This window comes from Ethanoligenens sp., assembly GCF_047718355.1.
Classification (GTDB): Bacteria; Bacillota; Clostridia; order Oscillospirales; family Ethanoligenentaceae; genus Ethanoligenens.
On record NZ_JBDNLG010000002.1, the window covers coordinates 17665 to 37970 of the forward strand.

Below are 20306 nucleotides of genomic sequence, written 5' to 3' on the forward strand. Positions count from 1 at the left end.
TCCACCGTCTCACGCCGAACCCGCTACCCATTCGTCTTCCAAAATGGAATAGATACGCAGGCTGTACCACGTACCGTCGGCATACCGCCCGAAGTCGCGCAATGCCCCTTCTAACGTCATGCCCACTTTTTCCATCACGCGCCCGGAGGCCGGATTGTCAAAATGATGCAGCGCCTGTACGCGATGCAGTCCTACTTTTTCAAACAGCAGCTTTAACACTGCCCGCATTGCCTCTGTCATATACCCTTTGTTCCAAAATGTATTGCCCAGGCAATAGCCGAGTTCGCAAGAACGATTTTGCTGCCGAATGGCCTGCACACTGATGCTGCCAATCACACTGCCTGTTTCCCGCAGCGCAATGGCCCAGTGATAGACCGCCGGGTTTCCATACTGTTGCTGCCATTCACTGATACGCTCCCGTGTCACTTCCACATTCTCATGCGGCGCCCATGTGAGATAACGCGTTACCTGCTCATTGCCGGCCCAATGCTGAAACATATCCGGCGCGTCCTCTACCACAAATTTCCGCAACAGCAGACGCGGTGTCTGAATCGAAATGGTTCCATAATGTTGAAGCATTCTGGTCTCCTTTTTATGTGAAACATCGGATGATCGTATAAAAACGCCCACGGCGCTTGCCGTGGGCGTTTTTTATTCCCTAAAAGGGAACCCGTGTATAAAAGCGACTTAGTTTTTGTCGGACAGCTTAACCAGATGCTCGTATTTTTCCTTTGCGTTGTCTTCAGACTCTGCAAAGAGTTTTTCCGCGCGCTCCGGGAAAGAACGGAGCAGCGAGCTGTACCGCACTTCACCGCGGATGAAGTCCTGATAAGATGCACTCGGCGCTTTGCTGTCGAGAGTGAACGGGTTCTTGCCCTCGTCAGCCAGCAGCGGATTGAACCGGAATGTGTTCCAGTATCCAGCCGCCACCGCTTTTTTCTCCTCGGTCTGCGAAATGCCCATGCCGCCGCGGATACCGTGGTTGATGCAAGGTGCATATGCGATGATGACCGACGGGCCATGGTAGCTTTCAGCCTCGTTAAAGGCTTTCAGGCACTGATTATAATCCGCACCCATGGCAACCTGCGCCACATAGACGTAACCGTAGCTCATGAGCATACCGGCCAAATCCTTCTTACGGGTGGCTTTACCGGCTGCGGCGAACTGCGCCACAGAACCGGCCGGCGTGGATTTGGACGCCTGTCCGCCGGTGTTGGAATACACTTCGGTGTCGAAGATGAGGACGTTGATGTCTTCGCCGGACGCGACCACATGGTCAAGACCGCCGAAGCCGATGTCATACGCCCAACCGTCGCCGCCGAGAATCCAGACGGATTTCTTCGCGAGGAAGTCTTTGCGGGCAAGAACTTCCTGTGCCAGCTTGTTGTCGCTGACTTTTTCAAGCGCGGCGACCAGCGAATCAGTCGCTCCGCGGTTGGCGGAACCGTTTTCTTTGGTGGCTTTCCAGTTTTCGATGGCAGCGGTCACATCCGTAGACACATTCTCGCTGGCGAGCGTATCAAGGTGATCGCTCAAACGATCACGCAGCTGTTGCTGACCAAGGAAGATGCCATAGCCGAACTCGGCGTTGTCCTCGAACAACGAGTTTGCCCATGTCGGACCCTGTCCGCGTTTGTTCACCGTGTACGGTGTGGTCGGTGCGGAGCCGCCCCAAATAGAAGAACAGCCGGTGGCATTGGCAATATACATGCGGTCGCCGAACAACTGGGTCGCCAACTTGGCATACGGTGTTTCACCGCAGCCTGCGCAAGCGCCGGAGAATTCGAGGAGCGGCTGTTTGAACTGGCTGCCCTTGACCGTGGTAGGTTTAAATTTCTCTTCCACTTCCGGTTTGGACGGCAGGGAAATGCCATACAGGAACGATTCCTCCTGCTCCAACTGGCTGGACAGCGGCTTCATGACCAATGCCTTGTTGCCCTTGAGACCCGGGCAGACATTGGCGCAAGAACCACAACCCGTACAGTCGAGAACAGACGGCGTGATGGTAAATTCAAAACCGGCGAGCGCAGTCGCAGGTTTATGTTTCAAGCTGGCCGGCGCATTGGATACCTCGTCCGCGCTAAGCACGAACGGACGGATAACGGCATGCGGGCAGACATAAGAACAGAAGTTGCACTGGATGCAGTTTTCGGGCTGCCATTCCGGCACATCCACGGCGATACCGCGTTTTTCATAGGCGGCGGAACCTTGCGGAAACGTACCATCCTCGCGGCCTTTAAACGCGGACACCGGCAGTGCATCACCGCGCTGTGCGTTCATCGGGGTAAGCAGGTCCTTGACAAAGCTGACCAGCTCTTCACGATCGCCGGTCACAACAGTCTCTTTGGCTTCGTCAGTCGCATCCGACCATGCAGCCGGAACTTCGACTTTTTTGACAGCCTGTGCGCCTGCATCAATGGCGTCGTGGTTCATCTTCACAACTTTTTCGCCTTTACGCCCATAGGACTTCGTGGCGGCGTCTTTCATGAACTTAATCGCATCTTCAGCCGGGATAATGCCGGTCAATTTGAAGAATGCAGACTGCAAAACCGTGTTGATGCGTCCGCCCAAACCGATTTCTTTACCAATCTGGATACCATTAATGATGTAGAAATTGATCTTATGCTGCGCGAGGAAACGTTTCACTTTCGCGGGCAGGTTGGCTTCCAATTCCTCTTCGGTCCACTGGGTATTCAGCAGGAACGTACCGCCGTCTTTCAGATCCTCAACGATATCATATTTATCCACATAGGATGGGTTATGGCAAGCGACAAAATCGGCCTTGCTCACCAGATACGTGGATTTGATTGGGAGTTTACCAAAACGCAGATGCGAGATGGTCACGCCGCCGGACTTCTTGGAGTCATAAGCGAAATAACCCTGCGCATACATGTCGGTGTGATCACCAATAATTTTAATGGAGTTCTTGTTCGCACCGACGGTACCGTCGGAACCAAGGCCCCAGAATTTACAGGAAGTCGTACCGGCCGGTGTGGTATCCGGGTTCTCGCCCATGGGCAGAGACAGACCGGTCACATCATCTTCGATGCCGATGGTGAAACGTTTTTTCGGAGCAGCGGCGCCGGCATTGTCGTAAACGCTGACGATGTTGCCCGGCACAGTGTCTTTGGAACCCAAGCCGTAACGGCCGGAGTAGATCGGCACATTTGCAAACTTGCTGTCGTGCAGAGCGGTAACCACGTCGAGGTAAAGCGGTTCGCCCAAGCTGCCCGGCTCTTTTGTGCGGTCAAGCACAGTGATGGATTTGACGGAGGCCGGGATGGCTTCGATCAAGCGCTCCATCGAGAACGGACGATACAGGCGCACTTTGATGAGACCGACTTTTTGGCCCTTGGCGTTCAGGTAGTCAACGGTCTCTTCGATGGTATCGCAGGCAGAACCCATGGCGACGATGACCTTTTCGGCATCAGGCGCGCCATAGTAATTGAACAGTTTGTAATTGGTGCCGATCTTGGCATTGACTTTGTCCATGTATTCTTCGACGATGGCCGGCAACGCATCATAGTAGCTGTTGCAGGCTTCACGCGCCTGGAAGAAAATATCCGGGTTCTGTGCGGTGCCGCGCAGAGTCGGATGTTCCGGATTGAGTGCGCGGGAGCGGAATGCCTCCACAGCGTCGTAATCAACCATATCGGCCAGATCTTCATAATCCCACGCTTCGATCTTCTGGATCTCATGCGAGGTACGGAAGCCGTCGAAGAAGTGAAGGAACGGTACCCGGCCTTTAATGGCGGCAAGATGTGCAACGGCACCCAAATCCATAACTTCCTGCACATTACCGGCACAGAGCAGGGCAAACCCCGTCTGGCGGCAGGCATAGATGTCGGAATGGTCGCCGAAGATATTCAGAGCATGGGAAGCAACACAGCGGGCGGAGACGTGGATAACGCCCGGCAGAAGCTCGCCAGCGATCTTATACATGTTGGGTATCATGAGCAGAAGGCCTTGCGAGGCGGTGAACGTGGTGGTCAGTGCGCCTGCGTTAAGCGAACCGTGAACGGTTCCTGCGGCGCCGGCTTCGGACTGCATCTCCACGATGCGGACTTTCTGCCCGAAAATATTCTTGCGGCCGGCAGCGGCCCACTCATCGGCATGTTCTGCCATGACGGATGACGGCGTGATCGGATAGATGCCCGCTACGTCGGTAAAGGCGTACGATACATGGGCAGCAGCCGCGTTGCCGTCCATGGTTTTCATTTTTCTTGCCATGGATTGAAATCCCCCTTGTTCTACACTACAAAATGAACGAACTATGTATGAAGCAAATGGTTCGCGTCTCAAAGCATATAGTACCACGTTTGCGCATTTATGTAAACAACAATGTAGGAAATCCTGCTACTTTTTTAACAAACATTCATCAACTGTTCAAAAACACGCGCCGACCGCCACTCCTCTGCCCCAGAAAATACTCCGCAAAATTGGAAAAAAGGATACGCCGTATGGCAGCCGCATAAGGGACGTTTTTGAGAAATTTGACAAGGCCGCCCAAAGCCGATATGATAGGGATATAGAGTGCGGAAGTGAACCCCTGCCCGCTTTGCCGCCGAAGCGCACGGCGCGCAGTACCACCCGCCTGCGGGCACAGACAATCCTATTGTCACATTAAAGCATGCGCTTTATTTTGGAAGGAGTTTTTTCATGGACCCGGACGGTGGCAGTTTAGTGCTACAGTTGCTTTTCATAGTGGTTCTTATTTTGGTCAACGCGTTTTTTGCAGCGTCAGAAATGGCGGTTGTGACCGCGAATGATCAAAATATCGAACGGCTCGCAGATGGCGGCAACCCCAAAGCCAAGCGATTGATTCAGATGCTCTCCCAGCCCAGTAATTTTCTGGCCTCCATTCAGGTGGGTATCACGTTTGCAGGGCTGCTCGCCAGTGCGGCGGCCAGTGAAAGTTTTTCCAACCGCATCGCGCAGGCCCTTTCCGGCGTTCCGCTGCCCGCCTCACTAATCAAAGCCATCTCGGTTGCCATTATCACTCTTGCCTTATCCTATTTCCAACTGGTTTTAGGCGAACTGGTACCCAAGCGCCTCGCCATGCACAGAGCGGACTCCGTGGCGCTCCATGTCACCGGCGTGCTGCATTTTGTGTCGGTGGCGTTCCGTCCGTTTGTCTGGATGCTTGCCGTCTCCACCAATACCATCACCCGCTTATTCGGCGTAAGCGAACAGCCTGAAGACCGCAGCGTAACGGAAGAGCAGATCCGCATGATGGTGGATATGGGCGAGGAAAAAGGCACCATCGGCGAGAGCGAAAAGGAAATGATTAACAACGTCTTTGAATTTGACGATCGCATCGCCGCCGATATCATGACGCACCGAACCGACATTTCCGCCGCCGACATCACCTCCAAAATGGACGAAGTGGTATCCGTAGCGCTGTCAGAGGGGTATTCACGCATCCCCATTTATGAGGATGATCTGGACAACATCGTAGGTGTCATCTACGTCAAAGACCTTTTGCGCTATGTGGGCAAACCACTGGAACGGGCCATCACACCAAAAGACGTCATGCGTCCGCCGCTTTTCGTACCCGAAACCAAAAAATGCCGGGAACTGTTCGGCGTACTCACCGCACGCAAACAGCACATGGCCGTGGTTATCGACGAATACGGCGGCACCGCCGGCATCGTCACAATGGAGGATCTGGTCGAATCCATTGTCGGCGACATCCAAGACGAATATGATCACGAGGAAGAAGAGTTCTCCGTTATCGATGAATCCAACTTTTTTATAGAAGGCACCGCAAATCTGGAAGAAGTGGGCGAGCTGCTTGAAGTCAATTTGCCGGAAGGCGAGTACGACACCATCGCCGGTCTTATCATCGACCGCATCGGCCACATCCCCGCGCCGGGCGAACACCCCAGCGTGGAGATCGGCGACGTAACCTTTACAGTGGAAGACGTTGAAGACCGCCGCATTGAAAAGGTGCGGGCGCACAAAACACAGCAAGAGACCGTCCCTCCGAATAGCGACGGTTCCCCAAACGACATATCACGGGAATAAATCCTGTTTTTATGAGGAATATACTAATATGAAGCTGATTTCTTGGAACGTCAATGGTCTGCGCGCCTGTGTGCAGAAAGGGTTTGCTGATTTCTTTAATGCGGAACAGGCGGACATCTTCTGTGTGCAGGAGACCAAAATGCATCCCGAACAGGCGGACATCGCGTTTGACGGCTACCAAAGCTTTTGGAACAGCGCGGAGAAAAAGGGGTATTCCGGCACGGCAGTCTTTACACGTGTGCCGCCGCTGTCTGTGCGGTATGACATGGGTGTGGAAGAACACACCGGCGAGGGCCGGCTCATCACCGCGGAATTTTCCTCCTTTTATCTGGTCACCGTCTACACACCCAACTCCCAGCGGGATTTGGCGCGGCTGGATTACCGGATGCGCTGGGAAGACGCGTTCCGCACCTATCTGCTGGAATTGGACAAGCAGAAGCCGGTGGTGGTCTGCGGCGACATGAATGTGGCGCATCGGGAGATCGATATCAAAAACCCCAAGGCAAACATTCATAACGCAGGTTTCACACCTGAGGAACGCGCCAAAATGACCGACCTGTTAGGCGCGGGCTTCATTGATACGTTTCGCGCGCTCTATCCCAGCCAGACCGACGCCTATACTTGGTGGTCGTATATGCGCAAGGCCAGGGAACGCAACGCGGGTTGGCGAATCGACTATTTCCTGGTTTCAGACAGGATGAGGGAACAGGTAGAGCAAAGCACGATCTATGCCGATGTGCTGGGCAGCGACCACTGCCCGGTCGGGCTGTCGCTGCGCACGGAAGAAATTGATGCGAAAATTTAAGGGTTTTATCGTTTATTCACAAAAAGTGTCTTAAAAGTTGATATAATAGAATTGCATGGGCACAAACATGCCAAATTGGAACGTGCTTGCACGTATCGGTCTGGTTTTTGTTTTTGTACTGCCCCGAGGGTTTCTTCCAGCGGGATCTTCAATAGAAAAAGAAAACAACCGCGTGAAAGGGTGCGTATATGGACGCGCAGATCAAGCAGGGTGGGCAAAAGCCGCCCCTATTTTTCCGGCATCTTCTCGGCCGCGTATTGCGCATCGTGTCAATCGTGCTGGTGCAGATTGTGTTGGCAGCCGGCATTGCAGTCGCGTTGCTGCGTTATGGCCCGTTTGTGAACACACGCCAATTCATTATCGGGTCGGCGATGTCCAGCTTTACCCATCAGTATATCGCCCAATGGATCTTTACAAAAGCAGAGATCGAGCAGGTCACGAAAAAATCCGACTCCTCTTTCACTGAAAAGCAGGATCTAAACGCGGTCAACCCCGTTGGCACTGCCGACAACAGTATTGTTCTCAGCAAGATCGGCGACGGTTTACAGGGATACGCGCTGGAGATTAAAAACCCGTTACGCGTACACGTGGCCTGCACAGCCTATATCGGCACACGGGGTGAATTTGTCAGCACATTGGCTGCCAAGAACAACGCTGTGGCCGCAATCAACGGCGGAGGGTTCAGCACCGGAGCGGACACCACCGGTACAGGGGCCATCCCATCCGACTTTGTATTTTCAAACGGCAAGCTGCTTTGGAAAGACGACACGCTCAAACCCGGCAAATTGCCCGCCACTGACGACCATGAACCCGTCAATGTGGTTGCACTCAATAACAAGGGCGTATTGATTGTCGGGGATTACACCGTGAACCAGCTCAACAGCATGAATGTGACCGAGGCGGTCGACCTCCACGGCTACAAACCACTGGTACTGGACGGCAAGGTACAGTACACCAACGACGGCGGCAAAGGTGTTCAGCCGCGCACGGCCATCGGTCAGAAAAAGGACGGCACCATTGTTTTGCTGGTTATAGATGGCAGGCAGGCAGGCACCTCGGGCGCCAGATTGAACCAATTGGCCGATTTGCTTGCCAATCAATATGACTGCTGGACTGCTGCAAACCTTGACGGCGGTGCGTCCACAGCCATGTATTATCAAGGAAATATTATCAACAAGCCCAGCGCTATTTTTGGAGAACGCACGGTCGCCACCGCGTTTTATGTTAGTAAATAACCCGGATGCTTCAATAAAGACTTGTGTGCCGCATGCTGTTTTGCGGCCATCCGCCGCGCAAAAGCGCGCGGCGCATAGGGAGGAAGCCGTTTGAACCGCCTATTCAATCGCATCAAAACGTTCTTTGCCCGACATGCCGGATATGCCATTTTCTTCATCGTAGGGCTTGCCGTACTGGTCGGCGCGGAGACCGGCGTGTTGGTTTATTTGAACAATGTCTATCTGCACGAAAGCGACCATTATAAGGTGACACGCCTAACCTCGTCCGCCTCTGCCGTGCAAAAGCGCCACGCATTGACACTAGACGTCGGCGCACAAAATGTTTCTGTTTCCCATGATGGAAATTATCTCGCTTATTTGGAGAATGGAAGCATTCATGTAGTAGATATGAATACCGGGCAGTCGACTGCTGTCCCCGCAGTACCCAACCGTTCAGTTGCCTATTTTGAGTGGGTCTATGACCGGGACCGCCTGACCATTGTGGAAAAAAATACAACTTTAAGGGATGACGGCACAGACACCTCTTCCGCAAAAAAATCCGGTGGTACCTCTCGTTCCGATTCTTCCGACAAGTCCAGCGATTATTTTGCGGAGCTTTATAGCTTCGACATGTCGGACAAAACCATCACACTGGTACGGGACTACATGAACAATCACGATGTATTGATTTCCCTCAACAGCGCGGGTGACACCATTTCCGATATGGATATGTCCACCGAAACTGTGGTCACCTATCTGAAAATCACCAGCGCCAGCGGGCGCGATCGCCTGTGGGAAGCCAATATCACTGTTAAAAATGCAGCAATCTCCAACTTGCCCACCCATGACATCGGCAGAATCCAATCCCTGAAATCCAGCGACGATTTGCTCTACGAGGACAAGGACACCGGGCATGTCTACCTATATGACGCAAAAAAAGATAATAGTACCGTCTTCTCCATCAATAATGAGAAAAATCTCAGGCTGCTCGGCTTCGACCAAAACGACAATCAATATTTCGGCATCACGCAAAACAATCTAATCACCTCCGTTGTGTATGGCAACCCTATCAGCCAAACATGGCAAACAATTGCGTTGCCCGCACCGGTCGACCCATCCCTGATCTCCGTCGCCTACAGCGGAGCCGTTTATGTGAACAACAAGGATGCTCTCACCGTCAAGGAACTGGTAAGTGGCAAATCGGCAGCTTATACGGGCAATGTGTTATGTATATACGACAGCGGTTTCTACTCTATGGATAACAATTCAGTAGAAGATCACCCCATCGGCACCACCGCAAGAACCAGTACATCTTCAGGGACTGCCTCTGGAACATCTTCCTCCCAATCGTCCTCGAGCAGTGCAAGTCTCTCCTTATCTATCGCCTCCAATACATCCGCACAGTACAAAAAGCCTGCATCCGGTTCGTCTAAATAAAACGCCCAGCAGATATAAAAAGATACCGCACCGGCTGACAGCCGGTGCGGTATCTTTTTATATCTGCCAAATCGTATTGGTTATTTCATCAGTTCACGCATAGCCTGTTCATATTGATCGAGCAGACTTTCTGCATCTTTGGCATCTTTACCTTTGACCAACAGATACAGTTTCACTTTCGGCTCGGTACCCGACGGGCGCACAATGACGGTGTTGCCGTCCGCCAACTCATAATACAGCACATCGGATTCGGGCAGGCCGGTGGGCTCCGGTTTCTTTTCACCCACCACCTGCCGGGTACCTTTCAGATAATCTCTCTCAGCGGTCACCTTGACGCCGCCGATCTCCTCCAACGTTTCCGAACGCATATGTTTCATCAGATCTGCCATGTGTTCGGTCGCATTGAATCCTTCCATCTTGACGCTGACGGTCCGCTCCGCATAGTAACCGTATTTTTTATAGAGTGTCCCCAGCGCCTCAAAGAGCGTGATGCCCTTGTTCTTATACCAGGCAGCCATCTCAGCAATCAACATAGAGCCGACAACGGCATCCTTATCACGCGCATACGTACCAGCCAAATAGCCGTAGCTTTCCTCAAACCCCAGCAGGAACGTGTGCGCGCCTGAAGCCTCAAATTCCTTGATTTTTTCACCGATGAATTTAAATCCGGTGAGTACACGGAACAGTGCCACCTGATTCTGTTTGCAAATGGCGTCGGTCATGGCGGTGGAAACGATGGTGCTGACCACCGCGCCGTTAGACGGAAGCGTACCTTTCTCCTTTTTCGCGGAGATGATGTAGTCCACCAGCAGAACGCCTACCTGGTTGCCCGTAAGACTGACATATTCGCCCGCGCCGTCACGCACAACGACGCCCACACGGTCAGCGTCCGGGTCGGTGCCGATGATCAGGTCGATGCCCTCCTTTTTGGCCATTGCGATAGCGATGGAGAAACCCTCTTTTTCTTCAGGGTTCGGAGATTTTACCGTCGGGAAATTTCCGTCCGGCTGCGTTTGCTCGGCAACCGCCAGAATATTCTTAAAGCCCGCACGGCGCAGCACTTCTGGCACCAACCGGTATCCAGCGCCATGGAACGGGGTATAGATGATCTTGAAGGTATCCGCCACGGCGGCGACTGCTTCCGGGCAGGCAGCCTGCTCCAGCACCTTCGCCATGAATTTCTCGTCAATCTCCGCGCCAATAGAGCGAATAAGCCCTTGTGCCTGTGCAGCGGCAAAATCCATCACATGGACATCGTTGAAAATATCGTTCTCCCGGATCTGCTGCTGCACTTCCTCCGCCTTCTCGGGTCCGAGCTGCGCGCCGTCCTCCCAATAAACCTTGTACCCGTTGTATTCTTTGGGGTTGTGGCTGGCGGTCACATTCACACCGGCGATGCAGTTCAATTCGCGAATGGCAAACGACAGCTCCGGCGTGGGACGTAATTCATCGAACACAAAACTGCGGATGCCCGCCGCCGCCAACACGCGCGCTGTCTCCAGCGCAAATTCGCGCGAATGATTACGGCAGTCGTACGCGATGGCTACGCCGCGGTCTTTGGCTTCCTGCCCAGCGGCGGCGATCACATTGGCAAGACCTTGTGTGGCCTGCCGCACAGTATATACGTTCATCCGATTGAGCCCAGCCGCCATAATCCCACGCAGTCCCGCAGTGCCAAATGCCAGCATGGTGCCAAACCGGTTTTCCACCTCGCCCGGATGGGTAGCGGCTTCTTTGAGCTCTGACTGCGTCGCGGGATCCGTCTTGGAAAGCCACCGCTCATACTCGATTGTATAACTCATGATGTGTTTTCTCACTTTCGATTTTTTGACAAGGAGATCGCTCTAATAGCATTGTCACATCTTTGTACGCGCCAATAATCCACCTGTGCAACATCAGCGCTTCAGGCCGCAGGCCTCCACCGTTTGATCCACAGTCGCCAAAAAGTCACGGTAGAGATGCGCGCCATCTTTGGCGGCGGCATCATCCCCTTCCCGATCAGTCAGCCTTGCGAACGTGCGGCCAAGCCCATCGGCCGGGTCGCCTTCTCCCCGCAGGCCAAGCGTATAAAAAGACAACGCGCCGGAGTTTGTCATTTGTTTATAGAAATTGGGGTATTCCCCCTCCAGCGTTTCATTGAAAGCAGTGTTTGCCACATCTGTCAGCACATTGGCCGGCAGGCATGACTTCAAGGCGTCCTGCACCGCGCAAGAAAGCAACAGACGGCAATGCAAATGAATCCGACCAGCGGCGCTTCCGCCGCAATAGGCCGCAATCTCGGCCGCCATGACCATCCGTGCCAATTGTCCGCCCAAAGCGCGGGCCTTTTCTACGTCACCCGTCTGTTTGTAATGCGCCAATTGTGCAGCTTCGCGCAGCGCCTCCACCTCCGGCGGTGTTTTCGCTTCCCGTCCGGCGATCTTGATATCACTGTCGTTTTCCTCGGCTGCCATCAGCAGCAGACCACCCCCCGCAAGCACCGCAAGCGGCCTCCGCGCGGCAGACCACACGGCCGGCGCAACCAACAAAACAACCAGTAACCACAGCATGTCAAATCCCCCTCGCTATCCGCCGGATCAGCTGCGCATGTGTCTGTCCGGCGGCCCTCATATGATACAATACATGAATATGCGGATGTTTGCAGCGCTATATCACCGACGTGATCCCCACATCCGGCAGGTCCCTACGCGCCCTGCTGCCCGGCATCCTCCGCCGGAGCGTCTTTTGCGGCCAGTGCCTGCCCAATGGCTGTCGCCAGCTCAGCGGGACAAGACGACCCTCTTCTGCCGCATTGGATATTTTGCAGACGGGCGATCACATCTTCCGCCTTCATGCCTACAACCAGGCTTGCCACACCCTGTGTATTACCGGCGCAACCACCGATAAACTGCACTTTTTGCACAATCCCGTCCTCAATTTCCAGAACAATCTCCTGAGAACAGACTTTTTTGCTGGTGGTATACACATAACGCATCTTAAAACTCCATTTCAAGCCTGTTGTTGCTGTTTCCATATTCAATCGGTTTGTGCTTCTATTGGCGCGCCCTTTTCTCTAACGCAGTCAGAAAGCACTCCAGATCCGCGCCCTCCAATCCTTTTTTGAACAGAGGATTGACGCGTGAACGGTAAAACCCGTGAAAATCCGAACCGCCGGTGACGAACAAGCCATAGCGCGCCGCCGCCTCCCGTGCCGTGCGTTCATCCTCCACACTGTGGTATGGGTGGCTGGCTTCAATGCCGTCCAGCCCCAGCGTGCAGAATTCCTCCACACTGTCGAAGTTGTGATACAGCCCCGGATGCGCCAGCACCACCAGACCGCCCGTCTGCTTCGCCACGCCAATGGCCTCGCGCGCTTCGGGATAGTGCGTTTCCACTATCGCAAACCCGCCCGCGCTTTTAGAAAACAACTCCTGCCGCAGGTCGCCGAACATGGAAAGCGCATACCCCATATCCATCAGTGCGGCAAGAATATGCTGCTTATAAAGTGAGCCGCTCTCTGCCGCGCAGGCGCGCACCGCTTCCTCTGAGATGGGATACCGCGTTTTCACTTTTTCAATAATTTCCAGTGTAGCACGCTCTCGCTCACGCAAGGTCTCCCCGCAGAACGCCAGCAGCGCATCCGTCTTTTGGGGTGCATAACAGAGCAGGTGCACCTTTTTACCGTGTTTGTAATCGAACGCGGAGATTTCCAGACCCGGTATCACGCGAACGCCAGTATCCGCCGCCGCCTTTTGCGCCCGTTCCACACCCGCCATGCTGTCATGATCGGTGACACCCAGGCAGTCCAGACCGATGCGGGCGGCGTATGCAACAAGATCCTCCGCGCGCATAGAGCCATCCGAGACCCGTGTATGACAATGCAAATCACCCTTCATGTGCGCACACACCCCCTTTCGCGCCTATCGCGCAAAACACTTGTATCTATTGGATATTATAACGTATTTTTTACGTAAATTCAAACCGAATTTTGCCTATTCCGTCTAAAAAAAAGCACCTCATTCCAGTGTATGCCATCACACACAAAAACCCGCGTCCAACCGATTGGGTGGATGCGGGTTTTTGTGCAGCGTATACCGTGTTTTATTCTCACGCAGCGGCACGCTTCATGCAGCGCAGCGCCCACCAAAACGATAGCACAACCAAGATGGCAAGCATGGTAAAGCCCTGCCAAACAGACGCGTTTCCCATATCTCCATTGAAGATGGCGCGGGAAGCATCCACCACATATTTAACCGGATTAAACTTGCTGACATTCTGAAGCCATACGGGCGCGAACGTCAGCGGCAGCAGCACACCCGAAAGCAGCAGCAGCGGCTGTGAAAAAAAGTTCAAAATTGGGCCGAGCGCGTCCTCCGATTTGACGGTCAGTGCCAGCGCATAGGATACGGGCGCCATGCAAAGGCCGATCAACACCATCATGAGAATGGTGAGCAGCAGGCCGACAAACGAGATAGACAGCCCCAGCGGCAGTGCCAGCACAATGACGAGAACCGTCTGCACCAGCAAGGTAACCACATCCCGCAGCACCATACCCAACAGCAGTGACACCCGGCTTGCCGTGGTTACACGCAGGCGTTCGATAACACCTTCGCGCAGATAATCGATCATGCCGAATCCCACGAACATCACGCCGAACAGACTCACCATGACCAACAGGCCCGGTGTGAACTGGTTAATCGCGCTCACACCGCCAGAGGAGACGCCGGTCACTTTTTGCAGCAGCGGCGCGAACAGATAGAGATAGCAAACGGGCTGAAACAGCGCCGCCAACACCCACGCCGGGTTGCGCAACAGCATCTTTTCATAGTGCAGGAACAGGATACCGGATTCTTTCAAGGTTTTCATTGCGCAGCCTCTTTTCCATCCTCGTTTTGCAGCGAACGGCCGGTGGTCTTTAAAAAGACTTCATCCAAAGACGGCCGCGCCATTTCCAATGTAGTCACCGTGATCTTTGCCTGCACAAGCAGCGGCAGTATCTCCGGCAATGCGTGTTCACCCGCATCCACATAGAGTTTGAGCGCATCGGCGGTTGTCTGGATATCCCGCACATCCGGCCGCGTTTCCAGCAGCGCTTTGGCCTGCGCGAACGCATCCGGCGACATACCGATGGAGAGAACATCGCCGGCCACATGCCGCTTGAGTTCCAGTGCGGTACCTTGTGCGGCGACAGTGCCATGATCCATGATGCAAATGGTATCGCAGAGCGAATCGGCTTCCTCCAAATAATGCGTGGTGAGAAATACCGTGATGCCCCGCTCCCGCAGCTTTTTAATTTCGTCCCAGAAATTGGTGCGTGATGTAGGGTCCAAACCGGTAGTAGGTTCATCAAGGAACAGCAGTTTGGGGTTGTGCATGACCCCCATCCCCAGATCGACATGGCGGCGCTGCCCCCCGGAATAGGTCTTGACCTTGCGGTGGCAATACTCTTCCATGTGAAACGACTGCACCAGTTCGTCGGCTTTGTGCACTGCCGCCGCTCTGGAAAGTCCATACAGCCTGCCTTGCAGCACCAGGTTTTCATAGCCGGTCGCCAGCTCGTAGCAACCGCCTTTCTGGCTGACATAGCCGATTTCCTGCCGGATGTATTTGGACTCGCGCGCCAGATTGTGTCCTACAATATGGGCCGATCCACCGCTGGGCGGCAATAGTGTTGTCAGCATCCGCATGGTTGTGGTCTTACCCGCACCGTTCGGGCCTAAAAATCCAAAAATTTCGCCCTGTTTGACTTGCAGATTCACATTTTTGACCGCTTCCACCGCGCTGCCGTGCCCACCCCGGCCCGGGAATGTCTTACAGAGATCCTGCGTGACGATCATTTCCACGTTACGTACTCCCCTTGTCCGTTTATTCGTTCGATCCTCTACAGTTTGCGCTCTTCGTGCACGACGGCGCCATCTAGTTTAGTCAGTGTGCCGGTATATTCCACCAGCCCCACGTCGCATCCTTTGCCGAGCGTGATGTCCCGCCCGCGCACCACCTGCGCATGGGTCTGCTCCAGATAAATATTATCCCCTTCCATGGTATCGGTTTGAAGCAATACAGCGTCTTTCCCAATAAAAATGGAGTGGATAAACTGTGAGATAGCGCCCACCAGTGCGACGCGCACATCAATATGCGCGCCGCCAATCTCTTTGGCACGGGATTTTGAATGATACAGGTCGATCTGGATGTCATCGGCGTTAAGCAAACCATCCACCGTAAAAGCGCCCCGCGTGTGAAACCGCTCGCCCTCACAGTTGCCGCCGATCTGCGCCATGCCCTCAATCTGTACTTCTTCCGCCTCGCAGTTGCCGCCGATCTTACCGCTGCCATCAATTTGCACCGTGCGGACCGACACCGCGCCATCCACTTTACCCGAACCGTTGATGCGCAGAAGACCGCCGCGCATACCGGATTCCAAATGCCCGGAACCGGAAATCGTGAATGAATCTGCCTCCACTGCACCGGTCACTTTGCCGGAACCACTAATATGTGCATCGCCCGCTTTCATATTTCCTTGCACTGTGCCTGACCCGTTAATTGCAAATGTGTCGCAGATGAGATCCCCCACAATCTTGCCGGAACCATTGATGCGCACCTTGTCAAACGTACCGCCGCCCGACATGCCTGAGCCATTGATAATCAGCGAACTTTTCTCAGCCATCATAATACCTCTCCTGATATTGTTATTCATTTTAAAGCAAGAGCAATTTTAGTGCCTCACACTCTGCCGTAACATCAATACGCACCACCACCCGTGCGTCCTCCTCAAATACCGCCTCAAACGGCGTACGCACAAACAGGCCGATGCACACGCCGAGCTTGCGCAGCACGATCAATTCGCACGGTTTGTTTTGAAACGCCTTGTACTGCGTGCGAAAAAGCGTGTAGAGTGCGCGTCCCTCATCTACATCCACCTCTTTGAGCAGTTGTTCCAGCAGGCGCACAAAGAGCAGTGTGTCAAACCCCAGCGGCGTATCCCGTTCCATGGGTACATCCAGATAGGATGCAAAGACTTCAAACACCGCAGGGGAAACCGCGCATTTGGCACACGCCTGCTCTATGGTGAGGCTGGTGTTATCGGGACTGGGTGAAAAAACATCGGCAAGAGCCTGCAAAGACGCACCGTCTTTCAGCTGCAAGATTTTTTCCAACCGTGCCAGGACCTTTTCGCGCGGAAAAAACGTCTCCTGCCCCGTGTACGTCGCCTTGCGTATAAACCAATCTTCGGGAATCAATCCCACGCGTTTCCAACGGTACAACTGGCCATAGGAGATACCTGTCAGCGCAAGCAGATCCTTTTTAGAAATCATATCATTGTCCATTCCATCCCCTCCTCACAGTTATTGTAACATAACATTGTTACGTTGTAAATAGCTTCGGTTGACTTTACTTCTCTTTTCATATGATTTCAGAAAAACCAACAGATCATTCAGAATCTGCCGGTTGATTTTTGTATTTTTCCCCTATTGCCGTCTATGAAAAAGCATTGTATTATATAAATGACCGATTTGGTCATTTGGTCATTTATGAGGTGAATGCATGACAAAGGAAATAGAAAAGCAGCAAAAGCGTGAACAGATTGCGGCGGCAGCACGTGCGCTGTTTGCCGATTTTGGCTATCATGCTGTAAGCGTCGCGCAGATTGCCACAAAAGCCGATGTGGCAAAAGGGACTGTGTATCTCTATTTCAAAGACAAGGAGGAACTGTTTTTATATCTGGTACAGCAGTTTATTGACGAAATGACTTGCTTTGTGCGGGAGGTGGAACAGCAAAACCTTTCCATTGCGGAAAAATTCCACACTGTCATCTACAGTCTGTTGAAATACCGTCGGGAACAAAAATTTTTGTACCGTGTCATGCGAGAGGCACGCGAGACCCAATCTTCCCTCGCGCGCCGGGTCACCGCCATTCTCGACGATGAAATCACACAATACATCGAGAAACAACTGGAACAGGCTCTGCAAAACGGGGAGGTCCGGCCCTGCAACCCAAAAGTACTCAGCTTCGTCATTGTCCACATCTATTCCACGCTTGCGTTCGAGTGGGAGGAACAGCACGAGCCGCTTGACGAACGCCAAGTGGCGGAATCCGTCAGCAATTTCTTAAAACACGGTTTGATTCTTGCCGATGAATAAGAACCACGGCACTAGGCAGTCCATCTGCCTTTCTTGAAAATGAGGTGACTTTTTTGTTCAAACAACTTCAAAAAAACCCAAAGATGATCGTGATTTTAATTGGGGTTTCCATCATTCCAATCCTATACAGCTTTTTCTACCTCTGGGCGTTTTGGGACCCATATGGGCATCTGTCCTCTGTACCAGTTGCTGTCGTGAACGATGACCAGGGCGCTTCCATCAACGGAGAACAACGCAACCTCGGCAACGAGGTGGTGCAACGTATGAAAACAAGCAATGACCTGAAATGGATTTTTGTAAGCAGTAATTCTACTGCGCGGGCGGGAGTAGAAGCCGGTCAATACTATACGGCGGTGTTTATCCCCTCCACATTTTCAAGCGACATTGCTTCCGCTTCCACCAAAGACAAAAAGGCACCGGTCATCCAGTATCTTTCTAATGAAAAGAACAATTACACCGCTTCCAAAATCATTAGCAGCGCCATGACACGGCTTGAGGAAGAGACACGCATGAGCGTGGACAAAAGCATCACCACCTCCCTTACCGACAAGCTGCGCGCAGTACCTGCCAGCCTAAGCACCCTAAACGACGGGCTTGGCAAATTATCAGACGGCGCAAACACCCTTTCCTCCGGGATGGGGCAGGCTACCGGCGGTGCGGGGCAGGTCGCAAGCGGTGCATCCGCACTGCACACCGGCCTGCAAACACTCGGCGGCGGCGCAAGCAGCCTGGCATCTGGCGCCAGTGCGGCAGCTGATGGCGCGGCTCAGGTCGCAAGCGGTGCATCCGCATTAAATACCGGCCTGCAAACGCTGGACAGCGGCGCAGGCAGCCTTGCATCCGGCGCCAGTGGAGCCGCCGCCGGTGCAAGCAACCTAGCTGGCGGCGCATCCTCGCTGAATGCCGGCCTGACACAACTGCAAGCCCAGCTACAGACGACCGGTTCCTCCACCGCCCCCACACTGGCGGATCAAGTCAATGCGCTGAACACCGGCGCGAAACAAGTGAGTTCCGGGCTGGAGCAACTCGACAGCAGCCAAGGCATCTCTGCGTATACCACTTTCGCCAATGGTACACTTTATGCCAGCGTGCTGTCTAATCTGAAAACACTGCAAACAGTAGCCGCCGCAACCAACACTCCGATGAACCAACTTGTTCAAACCACCTTGCAAAGCTATCAGGCCCAGATGAAAAATGATCCCTCATCTGCCCCAGCCGTCCTCACGCTATATGAAGCGACCAGCATTCTTTCTACCAACCCAGCACTCTCAGAATCCGATTTTGAAAAAGCAATGAATGCCGCCGCGACCCCCACATCGCCTAATCTGGTTTCCACAGGCACAACAGTCACTTCCAGCGTCGATGCATTGGCCACCGGCAGCAGCAAGATATCCGCGGGCACACAAAAGCTCTTTGATTCTACACAGCCCGGCGGTGATTTAAATACAAGCGTTGACAAACTGGCAGCCGGAAGTAAAATGCTTACTCAAGGCACATCCGATTTGTCAAGCGGGCTGAACACTCTGTCTTCCGGCGCATCTCAATTAGCCGCCGGTGCATCCAATGCCGCGTCCGGCGGCACCGCTCTCGCATCAGGTGCATCCCAGCTTTCCGCCAACATGCCCGCACTTGCATCCGGCGCCAACCAGCTCGCCAGCGGGACCGCCAGTGCGCTCTCCGGCAGCGAAACGCTTGCCAGCGGCGCCCAACAGCTGCTGGGCGGATTCTCCCCTTTGCAGAACGGAGCCGCACAATTGGCAAACGGTCTGACCTCAGCCAAACAGGGTGTCAGTGATAATCTCTCCGATGCCAACATCCAAATTCAACCGCTGGATGGACTGGACACCTATGTTTCCGCCCCGCTCAAACTACAGTCCGGCAGTATCTTTCATGTGCCGAATTATGGCACCGGTTTCGCGCCTTACTTTATCTCCATTTCCCTCTGGGCCGGTGCGCTGATGATGATTGCCGGACTGCAAATCGGCAAGGGGAAACCGGCGAACCCCTTGCAAATGCGCCGCTTTGCCATGCTGCGCGTCGCATTCTATTATGTGATGTCATTCCTGCAAGGCCTGGTGCTATCGGTTCTCCTACCTGTTTTACTCCATATTCAGGTACAGAACATACCGCTTTATATGCTGGCCAATATCTTGATCGCCTTTACGTTTGTTTCCGTTATACTGCTCTGCGTCACCAGCTTCGGCGTTGTTGGCAGCTTTATCTCTGTCGTGCTGTTGGTACTGCAACTGACATCCAGTGCCGGCACATTCCCTCTTGAAACTACACCGGCATTCTTTCAGGCCATCAATCCGCTCCTGCCTATGACCTATTCTGTGCGGCTGCTCCGCGAAGTCATCAGCGGCTTCCAAGGCAACAGTGCGGCGGCTGACGTCGCCTATCTGCTTCCCGTGCTGCTCGTGGTCTTCACACTGAACGTGATCGTCACACATATCCAGACCTCACGCAATATCACGCAGGCACGGCTGGAGCAGGCGGCCGATATGAACATCTGATTGCAGCTACAGCATCTACTTTTTTATAGCAGCGGTCCCACGCCCGTCTCCGTTTTTTACGGAGACGGGCTTTTTGGTGTTTGTTATCCATAATACTCCATTCTTTTCGCTCTCACTGTGACAATATTTTCCACATAAATCCGGTATACTCGGTATTGCAGACGTACCCTCCTTTTTCCGCAGGAAAAAGAA

Annotated in this window: 16 protein-coding genes; 6 read left to right on the plus strand and 10 right to left on the minus strand. The window is 53.5% G+C overall.

The features are described from left to right. Positions 1-9: 9 nt before the first annotated feature. Together ABF463_RS00595 and nifJ are read right to left on the minus strand one after the other, a co-directional pair. The gene (locus tag ABF463_RS00595) at positions 10-579 is read right to left on the minus strand and encodes a GNAT family N-acetyltransferase (RefSeq protein WP_415531593.1); all 570 of its coding nucleotides are present in this window, start codon (positions 577-579) and stop codon (positions 10-12) included. 108 nt (positions 580-687) lie between these two features. Next, complete coding sequence (gene nifJ / locus ABF463_RS00600) at positions 688-4230, minus strand: pyruvate:ferredoxin (flavodoxin) oxidoreductase (RefSeq protein ID WP_415531594.1); 3543 nt, start codon at positions 4228-4230, stop codon at positions 688-690. Between the two features lie 429 nt (positions 4231-4659). Between nifJ and ABF463_RS00605 the strand changes: the two genes are divergently transcribed. The 4 genes from ABF463_RS00605 (at position 4660) to ABF463_RS00620 (ending at position 9483) form a co-directional block, all read left to right on the plus strand. Next, complete coding sequence (locus ABF463_RS00605) at positions 4660-6027, plus strand: hemolysin family protein (protein ID WP_415531595.1); 1368 nt, start codon at positions 4660-4662, stop codon at positions 6025-6027. A 28-nt stretch (positions 6028-6055) separates the two neighbouring features. After that, complete coding sequence (locus tag ABF463_RS00610) at positions 6056-6832, plus strand: exodeoxyribonuclease III (protein ID WP_415531596.1); 777 nt, start codon at positions 6056-6058, stop codon at positions 6830-6832. Between the two features lie 188 nt (positions 6833-7020). Then, complete coding sequence (locus tag ABF463_RS00615) at positions 7021-8067, plus strand: phosphodiester glycosidase family protein (RefSeq protein WP_415531597.1); 1047 nt, start codon at positions 7021-7023, stop codon at positions 8065-8067. Positions 8068-8157: 90 nt separating this feature from the next. Then, complete coding sequence (locus ABF463_RS00620) at positions 8158-9483, plus strand: hypothetical protein (protein ID WP_415531598.1); 1326 nt, start codon at positions 8158-8160, stop codon at positions 9481-9483. An 80-nt stretch (positions 9484-9563) separates the two neighbouring features. Here the strand turns inward: ABF463_RS00620 and ABF463_RS00625 are convergent, their stop codons facing one another. The 8 genes from ABF463_RS00625 to ABF463_RS00660 all read right to left on the minus strand — a co-directional run bounded on the left by ABF463_RS00625 (position 9564) and on the right by ABF463_RS00660 (position 16787). Continuing rightward, a complete protein-coding gene (locus ABF463_RS00625) occupies positions 9564-11285 on the minus strand; it encodes a phospho-sugar mutase (RefSeq protein WP_415531599.1) in 1722 nt (573 codons plus the stop codon). Positions 11286-11378: 93 nt separating this feature from the next. Continuing rightward, entirely contained in the window at positions 11379-12032 is a 654-nt protein-coding gene (locus ABF463_RS00630) for a hypothetical protein (RefSeq protein WP_415531600.1), read from the minus strand. A gap of 134 nt (positions 12033-12166) precedes the next feature. Next, positions 12167-12457: a TIGR03905 family TSCPD domain-containing protein gene (locus ABF463_RS00635; RefSeq protein ID WP_415531601.1), complete on the minus strand. Its 291-nt coding sequence runs from the start codon at positions 12455-12457 to the stop codon at positions 12167-12169. A gap of 58 nt (positions 12458-12515) precedes the next feature. Then, positions 12516-13358 carry a PHP domain-containing protein gene (locus ABF463_RS00640; RefSeq protein WP_415531602.1) on the minus strand — a complete coding sequence of 281 codons (843 nt, stop codon included), beginning with the start codon at positions 13356-13358 and terminating at the stop codon, positions 12516-12518. 211 nt (positions 13359-13569) lie between these two features. Further along, on the minus strand, positions 13570-14328 hold the full coding sequence (locus tag ABF463_RS00645) for an ABC transporter permease (RefSeq protein WP_415531603.1): 759 nt from the start codon (positions 14326-14328) through the stop codon (positions 13570-13572). Beyond that, positions 14325-15299, minus strand: a complete 975-nt coding sequence (locus tag ABF463_RS00650) for an ATP-binding cassette domain-containing protein (protein ID WP_415531619.1) — start codon at positions 15297-15299, stop codon at positions 14325-14327. Before ABF463_RS00650 ends, ABF463_RS00645 begins: the two co-directional genes overlap by 4 nt. Positions 15300-15343: 44 nt before the next feature. After that, positions 15344-16129: a polymer-forming cytoskeletal protein gene (locus ABF463_RS00655; protein WP_415531604.1), complete on the minus strand. Its 786-nt coding sequence runs from the start codon at positions 16127-16129 to the stop codon at positions 15344-15346. A gap of 28 nt (positions 16130-16157) precedes the next feature. Then, on the minus strand, positions 16158-16787 hold the full coding sequence (locus ABF463_RS00660; RefSeq protein WP_415531605.1) for a YhbD family protein: 630 nt from the start codon (positions 16785-16787) through the stop codon (positions 16158-16160). Between the two features lie 217 nt (positions 16788-17004). Here ABF463_RS00660 and ABF463_RS00665 point away from each other — a divergent pair, with 217 nt between their 5' ends. After that, on the plus strand, positions 17005-17601 hold the full coding sequence (locus ABF463_RS00665; RefSeq protein ID WP_415531606.1) for a TetR/AcrR family transcriptional regulator: 597 nt from the start codon (positions 17005-17007) through the stop codon (positions 17599-17601). 53 nt (positions 17602-17654) lie between these two features. After that, positions 17655-20114 carry a YhgE/Pip domain-containing protein gene (locus ABF463_RS00670; RefSeq protein WP_415531607.1) on the plus strand — a complete coding sequence of 820 codons (2460 nt, stop codon included), beginning with the start codon at positions 17655-17657 and terminating at the stop codon, positions 20112-20114. The last annotated feature ends 192 nt before the right edge of the window (positions 20115-20306 follow it).